The sequence below is a fragment of the Vibrio jasicida CAIM 1864 = LMG 25398 genome (assembly GCF_000400365.1).
Lineage (GTDB): Bacteria > Pseudomonadota > Gammaproteobacteria > Enterobacterales > Vibrionaceae > Vibrio > Vibrio jasicida.
Window position 1 is genome coordinate 53356 of the sequence record NZ_BAOG01000009.1, and the last position, 19157, is coordinate 72512.

The window sequence follows — 19157 nt, forward strand, 5'->3', positions numbered from 1 at the left end:
TTTGCGTTAACTTACTTCGCGAGATATTCGTTGATCGATTTCTCAATGCCCTTCGCGTCTAAGCCAAGTTCTTCATGAAGTTCGTCTTGTGTGCCTTGAGGAATAAAGCGATCAGGCAAGCCAAGATTTAGCACAGGCTTGATGATCTTATCTTGCATCATAAACTCAATCACACCCGCACCCGCACCGCCAGCAATTGCGTTTTCTTCTAGCGTGACTAATACATCGTGCTCAGACGCTAGCTGGCGAATCAATTCTTCATCAAGTGGTTTCACGAAGCGCATGTCTGCGACGGTTGCATCCAGATTTTCAGCCGCTTCTAGCGCGTTACCTAAGAAGGTGCCGAAGTTTAGAATCGCGACTTTTTCGCCTTTACGAAGCACACGGCCTTTACCAATCTCAAGTGCAGTAAATTCTGGCTCGATTTCTGTGCCCATGCCGCTGCCGCGAGGGTAGCGAACTGCACTTGGTCCAGTGTGTTTATGACCGGTGTACAGCATTTGACGACATTCGTTTTCATCACTTGGTGCCATGATCACCATGTTTGGGATACAACGCATGAAGCTAAGGTCGAACGCGCCTTGGTGAGTTTGACCATCTGCGCCAACCAGACCTGCACGGTCGATAGCGAACATGACAGGTAAATCCATGATCGCCACGTCGTGGATTAACTGATCGTAGCCACGCTGCAAGAAGGTTGAGTAGATAGCGACGATCGGGTGATCGCCGGCAATCGCCATGCCTGTTGCTAGTGTCACAGCATGCTGCTCTGCAATTGCAACATCAAAGTACTGTTCTGGGTACTCTTTCGAGAAACGAACCATGCCAGAGCCTTCACGCATCGCTGGCGTAATCGCCATTAGCTTAGGATCTTGCGCGGCCATATCACATAGGAAGTCACCAAAGATCTTAGAGAAGGTCGGTTTACCGCCACTGCTCTTCGGCAAACTGTTATGTGATGGGTCGAACTTTGGAACACCATGGTAGCCGATAGGATCTTTTTCTGCTGGTTCATAACCTTTGCCTTTCTTGGTCATGATGTGCAGGAATTGAGGACCTTTCAGCTCACGCATGTTTTTCAGCGTTTTGACTAACTCGTTAACATCGTGACCGTCGATAGGACCGATGTAGTTAAAACCAAGCTCTTCGAATAATGTACCAGGAACAACCATGCCTTTAAGGTGCTCTTCTGTACGACGAACCAACTCTTTAATTGGAGGAACGCCAGACAGCACTTTCTTCCCGCCTTCACGGATAGAGGTGTATAAGCTACCAGAAAGGACTTTAGCAAGGTGGTTGTTCAATGCGCCAACGTTTTCTGAAATCGACATCTCGTTGTCATTTAGAATCACTAGCATATCAGGATGAACGTCACCAGCATGGTTCATGGCCTCGAATGCCATACCTGCTGTGATTGCACCATCACCAATAACACTTACCACCTTTCGACCTTCATCTTCTTTTTGTGCACTGATTGCCATACCGAGCGCTGCACTGATAGAAGTCGATGAGTGGCCAACAGATAGCGTGTCGTATTCGCTCTCTTCACGCCATGGGAATGGGTGAAGGCCGCCTTTTTGGCGGATGGTTGGCATTTGGTCACGACGGCCAGTAAGAATTTTGTGTGGATAAGCCTGATGACCCACGTCCCAGATCAATTGATCCACTGGGGTGTTGTAAACATAATGCAGAGCAACGGTTAGCTCTACTGTGCCTAAGCCAGACGCTAAATGTCCGCTAGACTGACTCACTGAATTTAGCAGATACGTGCGTAATTCATCGCACAAAGTTGGCAATGTTTCTTTCGGAAGAAGACGCAACTCTTCCGGTGTATTTGCTAACGCCAGTGTTGGGTACTTTGAAATATCAAGAGTCATATAAATGCGCGCTTATAGTGTTAGTTCTTGCGCTCGATGACATATCGGGCGAACTCTTCGAGTAACTGAGTATTGTATGGGATTGCCTCCAATGCTTGAAGTGCTTCTTGCAACAGAGTGTGAGCTTTCTCCATTGCTCCCTCTAACCCCAGTAAAGATGGGTAAGTGCTCTTGTTTAGCTCTTGGTCTGAACCTTGAGGCTTACCCAATGTTTCTGTATCACTAATTATATCAAGAATATCGTCTTGAACCTGAAACGCCAGACCGATCGCTCTAGAGTAGCGCTCAAGGTGAGGCATAACGTCTAGGCCCTTATCGCCAGCGGCAAGTGCGCCTAGTTTTACGGCACAGTTAATCAGTGCACCAGTCTTATTGCGATGAATTTCTTCCAATTCTGCGAGAGACACTCGACGATTTTCTGCACCTAAGTCCAATGCTTGACCAACGCACATGCCATTCGCACCAGAACTTTGTGCAAGGGCTTGCACCATCTTTATACGGTGGCTTTCTGCGTTCGGATTCAGTTCGCCTTCTGCAAGGATCGTAAATGCGAGGGTTTGCAGTGCGTCACCGGTCAGAATGGCTGTCGCTTCATCAAATTTGATGTGGCAAGTCGGCTGTCCACGGCGCAGGTCGTCGTTATCCATAGCAGGTAGATCATCATGGATAAGAGAGTAGGCATGGATACACTCAATCGCAGAAGCCGGCGTATCTAGGTCTTCAGGTTCACAACCCAGCATTTGACCAGTGATGTAAACAAGGAAGGGACGAACACGTTTACCGCCGAGGAGTAGGCCGTATTTCATGGCTTGAATCAACGGCTGTTCTTGATGAGGTAATTGCTCAAGCCATTGATTTAAATGTTGGTTATTTCTTTGTTGATAAGACGTCAATGTCTCTTGCATCACATTGCTCACTACTGATTTATTATTCTGACTCAGGGTTGAAGTCACTCAGTGGTGCTTCATCATCTTCGCTTAGAAGAATGCTAACGCGATGTTCGGCGTCGCTCAGTTTCGTTTGACCAGCACGAGCGAGTGCAATGCCACGTTCAAATTTACGTAGAGCATCATCTAGAGCAAGGTCACCGTTCTCTAGTTGATCAACCAAGCTGTCTAGCTCATCGATGGTTGCTTCAAAGGTCATGTTTTCTGGTTTCTTAACCGCCATCTTTTATCTGCCTTAATCAAGCCTCTAATAGAATGCACGCAAGTTACCTTAGCCTAGTAACTTGGTCAAATTTAACCTTATATAATTGTCACAAATTTAGCGTTCAACGGGTCTGATGAGACGAAGACCATTAATAAGTTAAGGTATTAACGATCTTTTTGTGATGTATTAACCAAGATTTTTCTAAAAATTCTGCTCTAGTTGTCGATACAAGTAATAATTCGCCTGACTGGGCAATGTTTGAGTATAGCGTGAGGAGTGCTTTGTGGATTTAGCAACCCTAATAGGTTTGATTGGTGGTTTTGCATTCGTCATTATGGCGATGGTGCTTGGTGGCAGCATTGGCATGTTCGTAGACGTCACCTCAATCCTAATCGTCGTTGGTGGTTCAACGTTTGTAGTATTGATGAAGTTCACCATGGGGCAATTCTTCGGCGCGACCAAAATTGCGGGCAAAGCGTTCATGTTCAAATCGGACGAGCCAGAAGATCTGATTGCTAAGATCGTAGAAATGGCAGACGCAGCGCGTAAAGGTGGCTTCCTAGCATTGGAAGAGATGGAGATTAATAATAGCTTCATGCAAAAGGGCATAGACTTATTGGTGGATGGGCATGATGCGGATGTGGTGCGTGCTGCTTTGCAAAAAGACATTGCACTGACCGATGAGCGCCACTCGCAAGGCACGGGTGTTTTTCGAGCATTCGGTGATGTCGCTCCGGCAATGGGTATGATCGGTACCTTGGTTGGTTTGGTTGCCATGCTTTCAAATATGGATGATCCAAAAGCGATCGGTCCTGCGATGGCCGTTGCACTTTTAACCACTCTTTACGGTGCAATTCTTTCTAACATGGTGTTTTTCCCAATTGCGGACAAGCTTTCACTACGCCGTGATCAAGAAACACTCAACCGTCGTTTGATTATGGACGGTGTACTCGCAATTCAAGATGGTCAGAACCCACGTGTTATCGATAGCTATCTGAAGAACTACCTCAACGAGGGCAAACGCGTCCTTGAGATTGACGAGTAATCTGGAGGTCATCTAATGGATGAAGATAACAAATGTGATTGTCCGCCACCCGGCCTCCCTCAATGGATGGGGACGTTCGCTGACTTGATGTCCTTGTTGATGTGTTTCTTCGTTTTGTTGCTTTCGTTCTCAGAAATGGACGTACTGAAGTTCAAACAGATCGCTGGCTCTATGAAATTTGCTTTTGGTGTTCAGAACCAACTTGAGGTTAAGGACATACCTAAAGGCACCAGCATTATTGCGCAAGAGTTCAGACCAGGTCGCCCAGAGCCAACACCGATTGATGTCATCATGCAGCAGACCATGGACATCACTCAGCAGACGTTGGAGTTTCATGAAGGGGAATCTGACCGAGCTGGTGGCACTAAGCGTGACCAAGGGAAGTTAACCGGTGGTCAATCACCAGAAACGTCAACGCAAAACAACCAATCAGCGGAATCAGACATGCAACAACAGCAGTCTGAGCAAACCTCGCAAGAGATGGATACCTTGATGGAAAGTATCAAGAAAGCGTTGGAGCGTGAGATTGAGCAAGGGGCAATAGAGGTCGAAAACCTTGGCCAACAGATCGTGATTCGAATGCGAGAGAAAGGGGCATTCCCTGAAGGCTCTGCGTTCCTCCAGCCGAAGTTTAGACCGCTGGTGCGTCAGATTGCGGAATTGGTGAAAGATGTACCGGGCATCGTACGAGTTTCTGGTCATACGGATAACCAACCGTTGGATTCTGAGCTGTATCGCTCCAATTGGGACCTGTCATCGCAACGAGCGGTATCGGTTGCTCAAGAAATGGAGAAAGTACGAGGCTTCTCGCATCAACGCTTACGCGTGCGTGGCATGGCGGATACTGAGCCATTGGCACCAAATGATTCGGATGCTAACCGAGCGCTTAACCGCCGCGTCGAAATCAGCATCATGCAAGGTGAACCACTCTACAGCGAAGAAGTTCCGGTAATTCAATAACCGAGTATTTATTCTTATACTAAAGCGAGCGTCAAGCTCGCTTTTTTTGTCATTCCATTTCGCTTGGGTGTATAATCTTGCGCCTTTAAAAGTGAGCTCAAAAGTTTGAGTGTGACATGCGCGATATTTCTACGTATGAACACCTAGTGCGGAGTATCACTCATTGTTGATTGCGAAACTAACCTGCGAACTAGACTATGAAATTTATTGTAAAGCCCCATCCAGAAATTTTTGTAAAAAGTGAATCTGTGCGTAAGCGCTTCACAAAGATTTTAGAGTGCAACATTCGTAACATCGTTAAGAGCCGTACGGAATCTGTCGCGGTATTCAACCGTCGTGATCACATTGAAGTGACCTCTGAGAGTGACGAGTTTCACGCTGAAGTTTTAGAAGTCCTGACTCATACCCCTGGTATCCACCACGTTCTTGAGGTGAAGCAAACTGAGTTCAAAGACTTGCACGATATTTACGAGCAAGTGTTGGAGTTAAGCGGTTCACTGATCGAAGGTAAGACTTTCGTCGTGCGTGCTAAACGCCGTGGTAAACATGATTTTACTTCTATTGAACTAGAGCGTTACGTAGGTGGCGGTCTTAACCAAGCGGTAGAAAGTGCTCGTGTTAAGCTAAGCAAGCCAGACGTAACGATTAACGTTGAAGTAACCAATGACAAGCTAAACCAAGTGTTGGCTCGTCACAAAGGCCTAGGCGGCTTCCCTCTAGGTACACAAGAAGACGTACTAAGCCTGATCTCTGGTGGTTTCGACTCTGGTGTTTCAAGTTACCTGCACATCAAGCGTGGTTCAAAAGTTCACTACTGTTTCTTTAACCTAGGTGGTCCAGCACACGAGATCGGCGTTAAGCAGGTTTCTCATTACCTATGGAACAAGTACGGTTCTTCTGCAAAAGTTCGCTTCATCTCTGTTGATTTCGAACCAGTAGTTGCTGAAATCCTAGAAAAAGTCGACGACGGCCAAATGGGCGTGATCTTGAAGCGCATGTTCATGCGTGCCGCTGGTATGGTGGCAGAGAAGTTCAAGATCGAAGCATTGGTTACGGGTGAAGCTCTAGGCCAAGTATCAAGCCAAACACTGACTAACTTGCGTCATATCGATAATGTGACAGACACCCTGATTCTTCGTCCGCTTATCAACTGGGATAAAGAAGACATCATCAACCTAGCGCGTGACATCGGTACTGAAGACTTCGCTAAGACGATGCCTGAGTACTGTGGTGTTATCTCTAAGAAGCCAACAGTGAAAGCGGTAAAAGGCAGACTGAACGCGGAAGAAGAGAAGTTTGACTTTGCGATTCTTGAGCAAGTTGTGCAAGAAGCTCGCGTGATGGACATTCGTGATATCGCAAAAGAGTCTGAGCAAGCAGCACCAGAAGTAGAGCAGGTTCAAGCTGTAGAAGAGCACGCTATCGTTTTGGATATTCGTAGCCCTGAAGAGGAAGACGATAACCCATTAGAAATCGATGGTGTGGACGTTAAGCACATTCCATTCTACAAGCTAGGTACTCAGTTCGGGGACTTAGACCAATCTAAGACTTACCTTCTGTACTGTGACCGCGGTGTGATGAGCCGTCTACAGGCATTGTATTTGCAGGAGCAAGGTTTCAACAACGTGAAGGTTTACCGCCCATAGAATCGTTGTAAAACAGAAGATCACAAAAGCGTAAATTGAGAAATCAGTTTGCGCTTTTTTCGTTTTAGCGCGCGCAAAATGGAGTGTATTAAAGTGGTAGTATTGCGTTAAATCACACGTTTCGAAATTTGTATTGATATAACGATAGATAATCCGAAATGAGGATGAAAAGTGACGTTGATGCCAATTTTTTATAAAAGAAGAAATGTGGATGGTCTAGATAAAAAAACACCGCCTAATTAGGCGGTGCAAGAAATTTGACAGACAGGTCAAAATAAATACAGGAAGTATATGTTTTGTCACAGGGAGTGTGGACAAAACATCATGGTAGAATTCTACCGAACTCGAAATACGAGTTTGCAAACACAACATCGCAACAACGAAGCCAATTGATTCACAAATGGAATCAAGCCGTTCAGGCTCGTGTTGCGGGATGAAATATAGAATTTATCTGGCTGTTCGGCAACGGACATTTTATAATGTTTCAGATTAAAAAAACTAATCCTACTTGAGGTCCCATAATGTCTCGCAGATTGCCTCCGTTAAATTCGCTTCGCGTTTTTGAAGCGGCTGCTCGCCATCTTAGTTTTACCCGTGCTGCTGAAGAGTTGTTTGTTACTCAAGCCGCAGTGAGTCATCAAATTAAAGCGTTAGAAGAGTTCTTATCGCTGAAACTTTTCCGTCGTCGTAATCGTTCGTTATTACTGACGGAAGAAGGGCAAAGTTACTTTTTAGACATTAAAGATATCTTCACTTCCATTGCTGAAGCGACCGATAAGGTATTGGAACGTAGTGAAAAAGGTGCGTTAACCATCAGTTTGCCACCGAGTTTTGCCATCCAATGGCTAGTGCCTCGTTTAGCCGATTTTAACGCGCAAGAACCAGACATTGATGTGCGCATTAAAGCGGTGGATATGGATGAAGGTTCACTGACTGATGATGTTGATGTAGCTATCTATTATGGTCGTGGAAATTGGCCTGGTTTGCGTGCCGATAAACTCTACCAAGAGTTTTTGATCCCACTTTGTTCACCATCGTTACTTTTAGGTAACAAACCATTAGAATCTCTAAGTGACCTTAAATTACACACCTTGTTACACGATACTTCTCGTAAAGATTGGAAGCAGTTTGCTCGCCAACAAAATATCGAAGGTATCAACGTAAACCATGGTCCAATCTTCAGCCACTCAACCATGGTGTTGCAGGCGGCGGCGCATGGGCAAGGTGTTGCACTAGGAAACAACGTACTCGCTAAACCTGAAATGGAAGCAGGACGCTTGATTGCACCATTTGATGAGGTGCTGGTTTCTAAGAATGCCTTCTACGTGGTGTGTCACGAACAACAAGCGGATATGGGACGTATCGCGACGTTCAGGGATTGGATGTTGGCGACCGCACGAAAAGAACAAGAGGAAGTACTAGATGAGCCATTGGATAGCTGAAGGGCCTGAGAACGGACCACTTTTTATTTTTGCTCACGGTGCAGGTGCCGGTATGGAGCATGACTTCATGATTGCTGTAGCCAAAGGATTAGTTGAGCAAGGTATTCGTGTGGTGCGTTTTAATTTCCCTTATATGGTTAAGCGAGCAGAAGATGGTAAAAAACGTCCGCCAGATCGTGCGCCAAAGTTACTGGAAGCATATGAAGAAGTGATCACTCACTTTACTTCACAGCCTATTGTCATTGGTGGTAAATCGATGGGTGGCCGTATGTCGAGCCTGCTTGCAGACAATAACCTAGTAGCAGGCGTTGCGTGTCTGGGCTTTCCGTTCCATCCGCCAGGCAAACCTGAAAAGTACAAAGGTGAGCATCTCGCGACGATCAATAAGCCGACGCTTATTTTACAAGGGGAGCGAGATACCTTTGGCAAGCGAGAAGAATTCGATGGCTTTGCTCTTTCTGACCAAGTAACGGTGAGTTTCTTGCCCGATGGCGACCATGGCTTCAAGCCTCGTAAACGTTCCGGCTTTACGGAAGAAGGCAATATTGCCTTGACGGTAGAGCAATTAGCGACATTTATTAAAGAGGTATCCAATGAAAAGTAAGTGGTTACTTTCTTTTACAGGACTTTCTGGTTTAACTTCTGTTGCGCTAGGAGCGTTTGCTGCTCATGGTTTAAAAGCAACGCTCTCGCCTTATTTACTCGGTGTGTTTGAGACCGGTGTTTTGTACCAATTCATCCATACTTTGGCTATCGCGCTTTGTGCCATTTTGCTCGTACTAAATTTGGGACAAAAAGCACAAAAGTATTTTTTCATCGCGGCGATTTGCTTTATCATCGGCATCTTTTGTTTTAGCGGCAGTCTTTACGCGCTGGCGCTGACAGGTATCAAGTGGTTTGGACCAATCACCCCTATGGGAGGATTCTTGTTCATGATCGGTTGGTGTTTGTTCTTTTTTGCTGCGTTTAATATCAAAGAGGTCTCCAAGTGAAACAACTAATGCTCTATTGCCGTTCTGGCTTTGAGAAAGAGTGTGCTGGTGAAATTCAGGACAAAGCAACAAAACTTGAAGTGTATGGCTTCCCTCGTGTGAAGAAAAATTCAGGTTATGTTGTCTTCGAGTGTTACCAAGATGGAGACGCAGATAAGCTAGCGAAAGGTCTAGATTTCAGCGCATTGATTTTTGCTCGCCAAATGTTTGCCGTTGCTGCTGAATTTGAAGCTCTGCCAAGCGAAGACCGTATCAGTCCAATTCTTGCTGAACTGTCTGAAATGGAAGAATTCCCACGTTGTGGTGATCTACGTATTGAAACCCCAGACACCAACGAAGCGAAAGAGCTATTGAAGTTCTGCCGTAAGTTCACGGTACCAATGCGTCAAGCGATGCGTGGTAAAGGTCTGATGTGGAACAAAGACAATGCGAAGAAGCCTGTGTTGCATATTTGCTTTGTGGCTCCTGGTCATTGTTACGTAGGTTACTCATACCCAGGTAACAACTCTCAGTTCTTCATGGGCATTCCTCGTTTGAAGTTCCCTGCAGATGCACCAAGTCGTTCTACTTTGAAGCTAGAAGAAGCGTTCCACGTGTTTATTCCTCGCGAAGAGTGGGATGAGCGTTTAGCACCAGGCATGTGGGGCGTAGATCTCGGTGCGTGTCCAGGCGGTTGGACTTACCAATTGGTGAAGCGTTCGATGTTCGTTCACTGTGTCGATAACGGCATGATGGCAGACAGTCTAATGGAAACGGGACAAATTAAGCACCACATGGTGGATGGCTTTAAGTTTGAACCAGACCGCAAGAACGTGACTTGGATTGTATGTGACATGATTGAGAAGCCAGCACGCGTTGCTCACTTGATGGGACAGTGGTTACTGAAAGGTTGGGCAAAAGAAGCCATCTTCAACCTAAAACTGCCAATGAAAGGTCGCTACGACGAAGTACTGCAAGATCTGGAAAACCTAAAAATGTTCCTGATTGAGAACAAGGTGAAGTTCAAGCTGCAAGCTAAGCACCTGTACCACGACCGTGAAGAAATCACGATTCACATTCAGTGCCTATCGAACATTTCTCCGCATTAATCTACGCGTTGATATGCGATAGAGTAGAAGCAAAAAAGCGCCTGCAATAGGCGCTTTTTTAGTGTTTGAAGTCGATTGCTATTCCGCTTTGTTTGGTCCGGTAAAGCGAATGTCTTGTAGGTTGAAACCTAGTTCAATATCGCATTTAAGTGCTGCGACGCGTTTACATAAGCGTGCCGACTCAATATGTTCATCAAACTTCTTACGATATTTCGGTAGCAGTTCTTCGCTAGCGTAAGCGGCTTCAATGTCTTCGAATTGAGTTAAGATCTCTTTGGCTGCTTTAGGGCCAACCCCCGGAATACCCGGAACTTGGCTTGAGCTGATTCCTGTCAAACCCCAATAATCCGCGAGCTGAGATGGTTTTACGCCAAACTCTTTTTCGATAAACGGTTCATCTAGCCAACGGTGTTGGAAGTAATCTCGGATCTGAAGAGTCGGGGAGAGCAGTTGGCAGTAGCCTTTATCGGTAGAGACAATCGTGACCTTTTCGCCGTGGCTCGCCACTTTAGTTGCCAGTGTTGCGACTAAATCATCGGCCTCATCGCCTTCAGACAATAGTGAATCAATGCCTTCTTCCCACCAAGCTTGTTGGATGGCATCCAATCCCTGCATTAGCGGCTCTGGCATAGGCTTACGATTTTGCTTGTAGTTCGGAAGAATTTCAGCGCGCCAGCCTCTATCTTGTTCATGATGATCAAACACCGCGATGATGTGCGTAGGTTGAGCTTCAGAAAGGATGCGAGTTAGCGTTCGTCCTGTCGTCGTGATGGTTCTTGCTATGTCGGTCGGATCGGGTTGTGCAGAGTGCACGCGACGAATCAGGTTTAGGGCATCAATAATAACAAGATGAATAGACATAATGACTTAGCAATAAAAAAGGGGCGTAATGCCCCTAGTGTAACCAAAGCTGAGTTATCTATCGACCACCATTTTCCTGATGGGCAATTCGGTAACATGGCTCATAGGCCGTTCCGCCTGGTAGTTTCATGCGGTGTTGTTCAACAAAGTCTTTCAGTAACTTATCCAGCTTCTTCATTAGCACGGGATCGCCGTTGATGGTAAATGGACCATGACGTTCGATTTCTTGAATGCCTTCTGCTTTTACGTTACCCGCAACAATGCCAGAGAAAGCCTGACGCAAGCTCGCAGCCAGTACCTGTGGTTGTTGGTTCAAGTGCAAATCTAGGCTTGCCATTGCATCGTGAGTTGGCTCAAAAGGCAATTGGAATTCTGGTTCGATCTTCATTGACCAGTTAAAGCTGTAGGCATCGCCTTTTTCTTTGCGGTGTTGACGAACATCTTCCATCGAACGCTTCATGATACGAGCGACTTCGGCCGGATCATCAATAACGATTTGATAGTGTTTCTGGCCTTCTTCACCCAGCGTATCTGCAATGAAAGCATCGATTGAGCGGAAGTAAGCTTCGCTTTCTTTTGGACCCGTTAGTACGATTGGCATTGGTTGGTCGGCGTTATCTGGGTGCATCATGATGCCCAAGATGTACAGCAACTCTTCAGCCGTACCCGGACCACCAGGGAAGATCACTATGCCGTGCGCCATACGTACAAAGGCTTCGAGACGCTTCTCGATGTCTGGCATGATCACCAGTTCATTCACGATAGGGTTTGGAGGCTCTGCAGCAATGATTGAAGGCTCTGTCAAACCAAGGTAGCGCTGCTCAGTGTAACGCTGTTTGGCGTGACCAATCGCTGCCCCTTTCATTGGTCCTTCCATTGCACCAGGGCCACAGCCTGTACAGATGTTCAGCTCACGAAGCCCAAGCTCGTTACCTACTTCGCGAGTGTATTGGTATTCGGTTGCATTGATTGAGTGGCCACCCCAACACACGACAAGGTTTGGCTCGATGCCCGGAGTTAGGGCGCCCGCATTGCGCAGAATTCCAAATACAAGGTTGGTAATGTGCGTAGCATTGGTGAGATTAAGGCGTTGGTTGTCCGCCAAGTGCATGTTCACGTACACGATGTCACGTAGAACAGAGAATAGATGTTCTTGAATACCTTTAATGATTTCGCCATCGACAAATGCATGCTCAGGCGGATTCGCTAATTCAAGCTTGATGCCGCGCTCACGTCTAACCACGTTCACATCGAATGAAAGGTATTTGTCTAATAGCTCTTTTGAGTTATCGGTGTGGCTGCCGGAGTTGAGGACCGCGAGCGTGCAGTTACGATAGAGTTGGTATAACTCACTCGATGCGGTTTTCTTAAGACGTTCAACTTCCAGTTGGGATAGCAAATCCATGCTACCTGCGGGGCTTATATGGGTAATCATAAGGCCTCCTTGCTAATGCATTCTTTTGAGGGAAGAAACCAACTCACCTATTAGTTTATACGTATCGTTTTACTCAGTGGTTGGCAGACTTTGTTTTATAGCGTTTAAACAGCTTAGCAGACTGATAAGGGAGAAACGTGATAACTCGTTGAAAATTTGAGGCAATATGACAAAACAGCACGTAAAAAACGTTCGTTTGGTTATTTTTTGAACGCCTTTAGTTCCAGTTCACCTGACTGTTACCACGCTGCTTGGCATCTCTTAGCATGTTACCAAGACGATCTAAGACGTACTCAGGGTTGTCTGCTTCTTTGAAGGAAGTGGAAACCGCCGTCAGCGTAATCATGATGTTTTGTTCGCGGAACTTGAATGGCAACTTACTGATATCACGCTGAATGTGCTTCATCAATTCAAGCGTGTATTCTTCTGATTGCTCAGGGATAAGCATGATGAACTCTTCACCGCCAAATCGAGCGACGGTTTCGGTATCGGCGATGCGCTTGCTCATGGTGCGAGCAATAATCTTCAATGCTTTGTCGCCAGCAGTGTAGCCATAGCTGTCGTTAACGGCTTTGAAGTTATCGACATCAAACAGTACAACACGAAGGTTTTGTTGTGAGCGAATCCAACGACGATATTCTAACTCTAAACGATCATTAAAAGCCGCGCGGTTATATACCTTGGTCAATGGGTCTAGCAGCATGCGCTGTGCTTGATCTTCCAAGCGACGACGATAATCTTGCGTTGATTCAAAGACGGCTTCAAGCTGGTTTTTGCTGTAGCTTAAGCGTTCTTGAAGGGCTTGTTCGCGCTCTTCGGTCATTCTTAAGCGCTCAGTCAAAGAGGCCATCTTGGCCAGCAATGGTGATACTTCACCTTTCAACTCTTCGAGATCTTGTGCATGTTCCAGAGATTCTTGGCTGCGTTCCACCAAGGTAGTCATCTCTGAATTCAATTCTTGGCGATGTTCGAAGTAGGTTTGATGCTGATCGACGTTCTGATGAACAGTTTTCAGATTGCTTGAAAGCGAAGTATTGAGTTGCTCTAGGAACTGTTCTGATGATTTACGCTCGTACTTAGTGGCTTCGACGACCAGTTTAAGCGTATTTAACGTCAGCTCAATCAGTGACTCAGCGTTCACACCCAAAAGTAGTTTGGCACGGATATCCAACAATTGATCACCCGATTCGCCTTCAAAGTCGAGCTCGGTAATCGTGTGCTGGAGGTCGCTGGCTAAACATTCCAGTTGTGATTTATCTGGCCCGTTTTCTAGCTCGCCAAGGTTAAGGCGTGAGTTGGATGTGATGATCTTGAGCGCACGCTCATAAATGCTCAGTAGCTTGGTTGCTTGGTCAACTTTTTTACCCGCATGAACTTCAGAAAAGCTCATGAGATTTCGCAGTTCGCGTTTTAGCTGCGCAGGCAAACCTGTGATGCGCTGAAGCGTCTCACCACTGTGTTTGATTTGTTCGTCGAGATAGCCGTTTTGTTTTTCCATCGCCTTAGACTGCTGTTTGAGCATTCTTTCTAGCACTGCTAAACGAGGGATCAGCGCGCTGACATCTTTTTGATGTTCGAGTTCTTGCTGAATTTCGAGCAGGTAGTTGGTTACTTGAGAGTTTGAACCCTGACAAGCAGAAGACAATGATGCCACAACTCGCTTCAGAACTTGCTGCTCACGTTTAAATTTGAGCGAAGTATCACGATGAGTCAGCCTGAGTTGGTCAAGTTGACAACTCAGCTGATGAAGCTGCGACTGAATATCGGATTCCAAGATTCCCATGAAGTGACTACGGTTAAGTCCATGTACTACTGACGATTATTTGATAATAACAAAAAACTTTATAGCGTCATCACTGATTATGCTCAACCGTTGGTTAATTATCCGTTTTTTAATATTTTTTTGATGTCGTCCTCATTCTTGTACGAAGAATGAATCTTTATTAGCCCTTGGTTGATGGCATGTTGGCAAGCGGTTCTTATGTTACCGGTTGCAAAGCTTGCGGCGGGCGCGTTATCAATCGCCTTCAAGAACACCCAATGGCTGTGTTTATCTTTTAAGCTGACCTCACGGGCAATGTGCGTAGCGAGCAATAATAAGTCGAGCAGTTCTTCATCATTAATGGCGGTGTAGGCACGTGGCAAGAATGGGTAATCACTGATACCCATACGAATCGTGCGATTCACATGGTGTTTGGCCGCAAACTCATCCACCCAACTTTGGAATTTGTTGAATGTGGCTTCCGCAGAAGCATCGCGATCAGCATTGGGTTCGATGTACAGTAAGTTTGCATCTGAGAAGTGGTACAAACGTGTTGGTTTCTGGATACGTTCTGCCAAGAACTCACCAAAAGCCCGCTCTAGTTCCAAACCAGCTTTGTAGCCGTGTTGTACGTACATACTTCGTAAGAATGGTAAGTCGATCATCACAAAGCGTAGGCGGTCGTTGAGGGGCTCGTGGATCAGTTCGCCCATTTGCCATTGTTCAAACGTATCGCTCGATTTCTTCAACGAACGCGACAGTTTCACGTTCAACATACGTAAGTTACGTAGACGCGAACGAGAGTGGGTGAAGAGATCATTACGTAGCTTGTCGATTTGTGATGTTTGACGCTGCATGATCACACCACGACGCATGATGAATAAGAACATCACCAGCACAGTAATGAACAGGGCGAATGAAATCTTTTGGAACTTGCGATGTTCCATCTCAACTTGTGCAAGCTTGTCCGCTTGGCCGACATAATGAATGCTTTGTTCGGCAAACTCTTTTTGCTGGCGAAAGGCATCCTCACTGATTTGGTTAAGTTGCTTTTGCTCTAATCGCACAAGACTGGTGTACTTTTTGTAGGCTTGTAACGACAGTTGGTATTCGCCTGCTTGCTCATACCCCAAGCCCAGTAGGCGATAAGACTGCTGTTTGATAAAGCCTGTATCGTCCGGTGCCTTCTCGATCAGGTCGAGTGCTTTTTTCGCATTATTTATGACATTTTTACTTTCATTTTGGTGGTAAGCCAATCCCGATTGCAGTAATGCCGCTTTCGCTTCTAGTTGTGGTAGGTCTGCGTATGCAAGCAAATCCATAGAGCGGTCAAGGTACTGCTCTGCTAATGCGTAGTTATAAAGCTGGAGATAGGTTGCCGCTAAGCTCAAACGGATCTTGATAATGCGGTTGATATTCTTACTTGTGCTGTCATGGTCCAGCACGTTGAAGTAGTGCACCAAAGCCAGATTAAATTTACCTTGGTAGAAATAGATGTCACCCATTTGCTCTAGCACATCGGCCAGAATAGGCGAGCTTGGGTAGCTATCGTAAAAGTCTGCGGCCTGAGAGAGGTACTCGATCGCTTTGTCATACACGCGGCGTTCTTGAAACAGGCGCGCCAATAAACGATTTACTTTTGCTAAGCGTGCACCGCTGTCGCTCTCGATTGACTGCCAATAGCCGTATAGCAGTTCAGAAAGGGCGAGGTTGTACTTTTTATCATTGAGATAAAATTCGCCTACGGCGGTGTGGTAATCAATTAAAATCAGGTCCGAGCGGTTATCTTTCAGCATGGTTTTAGCTTGTGCGTATAAACGGTCGGCGTTAACGCTATCACCACTGTTTGCTGCCAGTAGCGCACGCTGCATCACCAAGCGATAATGCACGCTGTCGGTGCGTTGCAATACAGGGTTGGCGTCTTCAATCTGTTTTTCGATTTGATCGAGTTTTTCTTCTGCGGCTGCGTAGTTTTTGTCATACATCCAAATCATTTGGTTGCGCATTAGCTGCACGTCCAGGTTCATGTATGGCAATTGGTATTCTTTGGCAAGACGTTCGGCTTCATCAAGGTTATTGATCGCAGAACGAATGTTCCCCATGGTGTAATCGGCTTGGGCAATGATCTTGTGTGCTTCGATGGTACTGCTTGGCGTGCGGATACTGCGATCGGTCTCTTCACGAGACATAGCAGACGGGCTTCCGTTCTCTTGACGCTCTGTCAGCTCGCGTTGCAATAGGTAGTTTTTGGCTGCTTGTTTGGCTTGTGAAGGCTCAATCTCAGCAAGTTGTTGAGCTTCATTAAGTAAAGCGGAAGATAAAATGGTCGCGTGAAGTGGCTGTGCTAGTAATAAGCAAAGAAAGCCAATCAGCCTAAATAGACGCGAACTGTCCCAAAACATCCTTTTCGTTCCCTCGAACTGTGTCGTAAATTACGTGTTTTTGAATAAACAATAGTAGAGAAAAACGCCCAGCAATCCAACAGATAGCTGAGCGTTTTTGAGTATTTAAGCAATTAGTTTTTGAGTGTGGAACTCAAGCACTTTTGATTCTCTACTCAGATTACTGACGCGCCATGCGGTTATTGTGCGCGGGCTTGTCTTGTTCCGTTGAACGGTAAGGGTTGATATCCAAACCACCACGACGTGTGTAACGTGCAAATACCGTCAGTTTTGTTGGCTGGCAGTACTTCATCAAGTCAGTGAAAATGCGCTCAACACATTGCTCGTGGAACTCGTTGTGCTCACGGAATGAAACCAGGTAACGAAGCAACTTTTCACGATCAAGCTTGGCGCCTTGGTAGCGAATTTCTACGCTGCCCCAGTCTGGTTGGTTGGTGATCAAACAGTTAGATTTTAGTAGATGGCTGTGAAGAATTTCTTCTACTTGCTCATCACCAGCAGCACCTTCAAGCAGTGCAGCGTCAAAATCGTAGCTGGTAATTTCGATGTCTTGAGCGTCAATACACTCGCCTTCCATTGTCACGATAGGTTGGTTGGTGTAATGAGTTACTGGGTTTACTTCCACAAGTACTTGCTCACCTGCGCATGCCGATAGGTCTTGCGTCAAACGCTCAGTCACTTCTTCCCAAGTAGCGAAACGCGTTTGGTTGTAGCTGTTTAAGTACAGTTTGAACGACTTTGACTCAATCAAGTTTGCGCTTGTTGCTGGAATGTACACTTCGCCAACCGCAACTTGAGGCAAGCCTTTGCTGTTTAGCCAAGATAGCTCGTACAGTGTCCAAATGTCGTGGCCCATAAACGGTAGGCTGTCGCCAAGTTCAAGGTCGTCACGGTTTAAGCTGCGAGGAACAGGTTGCAGCAAGCTCGCGTCGTATTGGTTTGCGTACTCGGTCTTTTTACCCAGAGTCAGGCCAGCAAGCTCTTTAGCGTCAGAATATTTGCTCATACTTTGTGGTCGTTTTCGATTAGAATGGCGAGAATTTTACTGAATCCGCTGATTAATTGCCATCCGGCAGATACCGCAACCTGATAAAAACAAACCAGGAGACCTTCATGACCCAAACCGTTCCTCAGGCTCTACAGGATTTTAGCCTGCGCTACCAACAAGCTTGGCAAGACAAACACAACGAACTGCCACGCAGTGAAGAGCTTGCTGATCTTGTTTCTCCATGTGTAGAAGAGAAACGCGATGAGGTCGTTTTGTGGAAATCGGCTCCACGTGAAGAGATGGCAGACTTCACCAACGTTGAGAATGCAATTGAATTGACGTTGCATGAAGACATTAAGCTTTTCTATGGTTCGCAATACAGCGCAGATATGGACGCGACTTGGCAAGGCAATGAACTGACACTGCTGCAAGTTTGGAGTGACGATGACTTTACTCGTCTGCAAGAGAACATTCTTGGTCACCTGGTGACTCAGCGTCGTTTAAAACTAAAGCCGACGGTATTTATTGCAGCGACTGATGCCGAGCTGGATGTGATTTCAATCTGTAACTTAACGGGTAATGTGATTCTTGAGCGCTTGGGTTCTGATAAACGTGACGTATTGGCTGAAACACTGACCGAGTTTCTAAGCAAACTTGAGGCAGCGGTGTAAGCATGTACGTTGTTGAGTTGCAGTTTGAGTGTTTTGATAACACTACCGTAAGCGCCGTAGATAAAGCGATTAATGGTCTGATGGACGCACTGCGTTACAACGGACAAGTTCTGGGTCGTGAATTTCCTATCGTAATGGGTGATGGCGAGTTTTATGTTCGCGTCGTTTGCCCAGAGCAAGACAGTTTGCATCCTCGCTACCATTCTGATTTCGTCAAAGTGTGCATGAATCGTTTGTCGGAAGCGTCGTTGCTTGCGCCGAAAATGCGCATGTTGGGTCGTGATTTGAATTCAGAAGAAGCGGCTGAAGAAGAGACTCCAAGTTGGCAAGTACTTTACACCACGTACGTGCATACCTGCTCTCCACTGCGCAGTGGTGAGACGCTGTTGCCAATTCCACTTTACCGTAATGGGGCAACACTGAATGGTGACCATAAAGCGGTGGTGAAATGGCAAACCGAATGGCAAGCGTGTGATGAAATCCAAATGGCGGGTGGTTGCCGCGCTGAACACGCTGCGCTGCATGAAATTTGCGACTCAGACAGTGTGTTGTTCCGCCGTGGTTGGGATTTGCGTGGCCGTATTGAATACATCACCAAGATTCCAACGTACTACTACCAATACCGCGTCGGTGGTGAGTCACTTGAAGCGGAAAAAGCGCGCAAGTGTCCAAAATGTGGTGGTGACTGGTTACTCGACGAACCGCTGCACGACATTTTCTACTTTAAGTGTGACGATTGCCGAATTGTCTCCAACATCTCTTGGGACCACATCAAGTAGTCTATTCTTTCAAGCTGGCGTCTATGCCAGCTTTTTTCTATCGATATAAATGAATCA

17 protein-coding genes are annotated in these 19157 nt (G+C 46.2%); 9 read left to right on the forward strand and 8 right to left on the reverse strand.

The features are described 5' to 3' along the window. Positions 1–11: 11 nt before the first annotated feature. Genes dxs through xseB form a run of 3 tightly spaced genes read right to left on the reverse strand, consistent with a single transcriptional unit; the run spans position 12 to position 3047 of the window. A complete protein-coding gene (gene dxs / locus VJL_RS02925) occupies positions 12–1877 on the reverse strand; it encodes a 1-deoxy-D-xylulose-5-phosphate synthase (protein WP_038865423.1) in 1866 nt (621 codons plus the stop codon). A 20-nt stretch (positions 1878–1897) separates the two neighbouring features. Beyond that, the gene (gene ispA, locus VJL_RS02930; protein WP_038865422.1) at positions 1898–2782 is read right to left on the reverse strand and encodes a (2E,6E)-farnesyl diphosphate synthase; all 885 of its coding nucleotides are present in this window, start codon (positions 2780–2782) and stop codon (positions 1898–1900) included. Between the two features lie 22 nt (positions 2783–2804). Beyond that, entirely contained in the window at positions 2805–3047 is a 243-nt protein-coding gene (gene xseB, locus VJL_RS02935) for an exodeoxyribonuclease VII small subunit (RefSeq protein ID WP_038865420.1), read from the reverse strand. A 265-nt stretch (positions 3048–3312) separates the two neighbouring features. Between xseB and pomA the strand changes: the two genes are divergently transcribed. From pomA to rlmM, 7 genes are all read left to right on the forward strand, one after another. Further along, the gene (gene pomA / locus VJL_RS02940) at positions 3313–4074 is read left to right on the forward strand and encodes a flagellar motor protein PomA (RefSeq protein WP_038865419.1); all 762 of its coding nucleotides are present in this window, start codon (positions 3313–3315) and stop codon (positions 4072–4074) included. Positions 4075–4089: 15 nt separating this feature from the next. Next, positions 4090–5034 (forward strand): flagellar motor protein MotB, encoded by a 945-nt coding sequence (locus tag VJL_RS02945; protein ID WP_005440148.1) that lies wholly within the window; start codon positions 4090–4092, stop codon positions 5032–5034. Between the two features lie 197 nt (positions 5035–5231). Beyond that, positions 5232–6680 carry a tRNA uracil 4-sulfurtransferase ThiI gene (gene thiI / locus VJL_RS02950; protein ID WP_038865418.1) on the forward strand — a complete coding sequence of 483 codons (1449 nt, stop codon included), beginning with the start codon at positions 5232–5234 and terminating at the stop codon, positions 6678–6680. Positions 6681–7201: 521 nt separating this feature from the next. Beyond that, complete coding sequence (locus VJL_RS02955) at positions 7202–8122, forward strand: transcriptional regulator GcvA (protein WP_005447583.1); 921 nt, start codon at positions 7202–7204, stop codon at positions 8120–8122. Beyond that, positions 8103–8726, forward strand: coding sequence for an alpha/beta family hydrolase (locus tag VJL_RS02960; RefSeq protein ID WP_038875574.1), 624 nt, complete (start codon positions 8103–8105; stop codon positions 8724–8726). Before VJL_RS02955 ends, VJL_RS02960 begins: the two co-directional genes overlap by 20 nt. Further along, complete coding sequence (locus VJL_RS02965) at positions 8716–9114, forward strand: DUF423 domain-containing protein (RefSeq protein ID WP_038865415.1); 399 nt, start codon at positions 8716–8718, stop codon at positions 9112–9114. The genes VJL_RS02960 and VJL_RS02965 overlap by 11 nt, the downstream gene beginning before the upstream one ends. Then, a complete protein-coding gene (gene rlmM, locus VJL_RS02970; protein WP_038865414.1) occupies positions 9111–10202 on the forward strand; it encodes a 23S rRNA (cytidine(2498)-2'-O)-methyltransferase RlmM in 1092 nt (363 codons plus the stop codon). The genes VJL_RS02965 and rlmM overlap by 4 nt, the downstream gene beginning before the upstream one ends. Before the next feature lie 78 nt (positions 10203–10280). Here the strand turns inward: rlmM and xni are convergent, their stop codons facing one another. From xni to queF, 5 genes are all read right to left on the reverse strand, one after another. Beyond that, positions 10281–11063, reverse strand: coding sequence for a flap endonuclease Xni (gene xni / locus VJL_RS02975; protein ID WP_038875577.1), 783 nt, complete (start codon positions 11061–11063; stop codon positions 10281–10283). Between the two features lie 58 nt (positions 11064–11121). Next, entirely contained in the window at positions 11122–12498 is a 1377-nt protein-coding gene (ppnN, locus tag VJL_RS02980; RefSeq protein WP_038865411.1) for a nucleotide 5'-monophosphate nucleosidase PpnN, read from the reverse strand. Positions 12499–12715: 217 nt separating this feature from the next. Further along, complete coding sequence (locus VJL_RS02985) at positions 12716–14281, reverse strand: GGDEF domain-containing protein (RefSeq protein WP_038875579.1); 1566 nt, start codon at positions 14279–14281, stop codon at positions 12716–12718. Positions 14282–14379: 98 nt separating this feature from the next. Then, positions 14380–16662 (reverse strand): tetratricopeptide repeat protein, encoded by a 2283-nt coding sequence (locus VJL_RS02990; RefSeq protein WP_038865409.1) that lies wholly within the window; start codon positions 16660–16662, stop codon positions 14380–14382. 160 nt (positions 16663–16822) lie between these two features. After that, positions 16823–17668: an NADPH-dependent 7-cyano-7-deazaguanine reductase QueF gene (gene queF / locus VJL_RS02995; protein WP_038875582.1), complete on the reverse strand. Its 846-nt coding sequence runs from the start codon at positions 17666–17668 to the stop codon at positions 16823–16825. Positions 17669–17775: 107 nt separating this feature from the next. On the opposite strand from queF, the gene syd reads away from it, so the two are divergent. After that, complete coding sequence (gene syd, locus VJL_RS03000; RefSeq protein ID WP_038875585.1) at positions 17776–18321, forward strand: SecY-interacting protein; 546 nt, start codon at positions 17776–17778, stop codon at positions 18319–18321. A 2-nt stretch (positions 18322–18323) separates the two neighbouring features. After that, positions 18324–19100 (forward strand): Zn-ribbon-containing protein, encoded by a 777-nt coding sequence (locus VJL_RS03005; RefSeq protein WP_038865405.1) that lies wholly within the window; start codon positions 18324–18326, stop codon positions 19098–19100. Positions 19101–19157 lie beyond the last annotated feature (57 nt).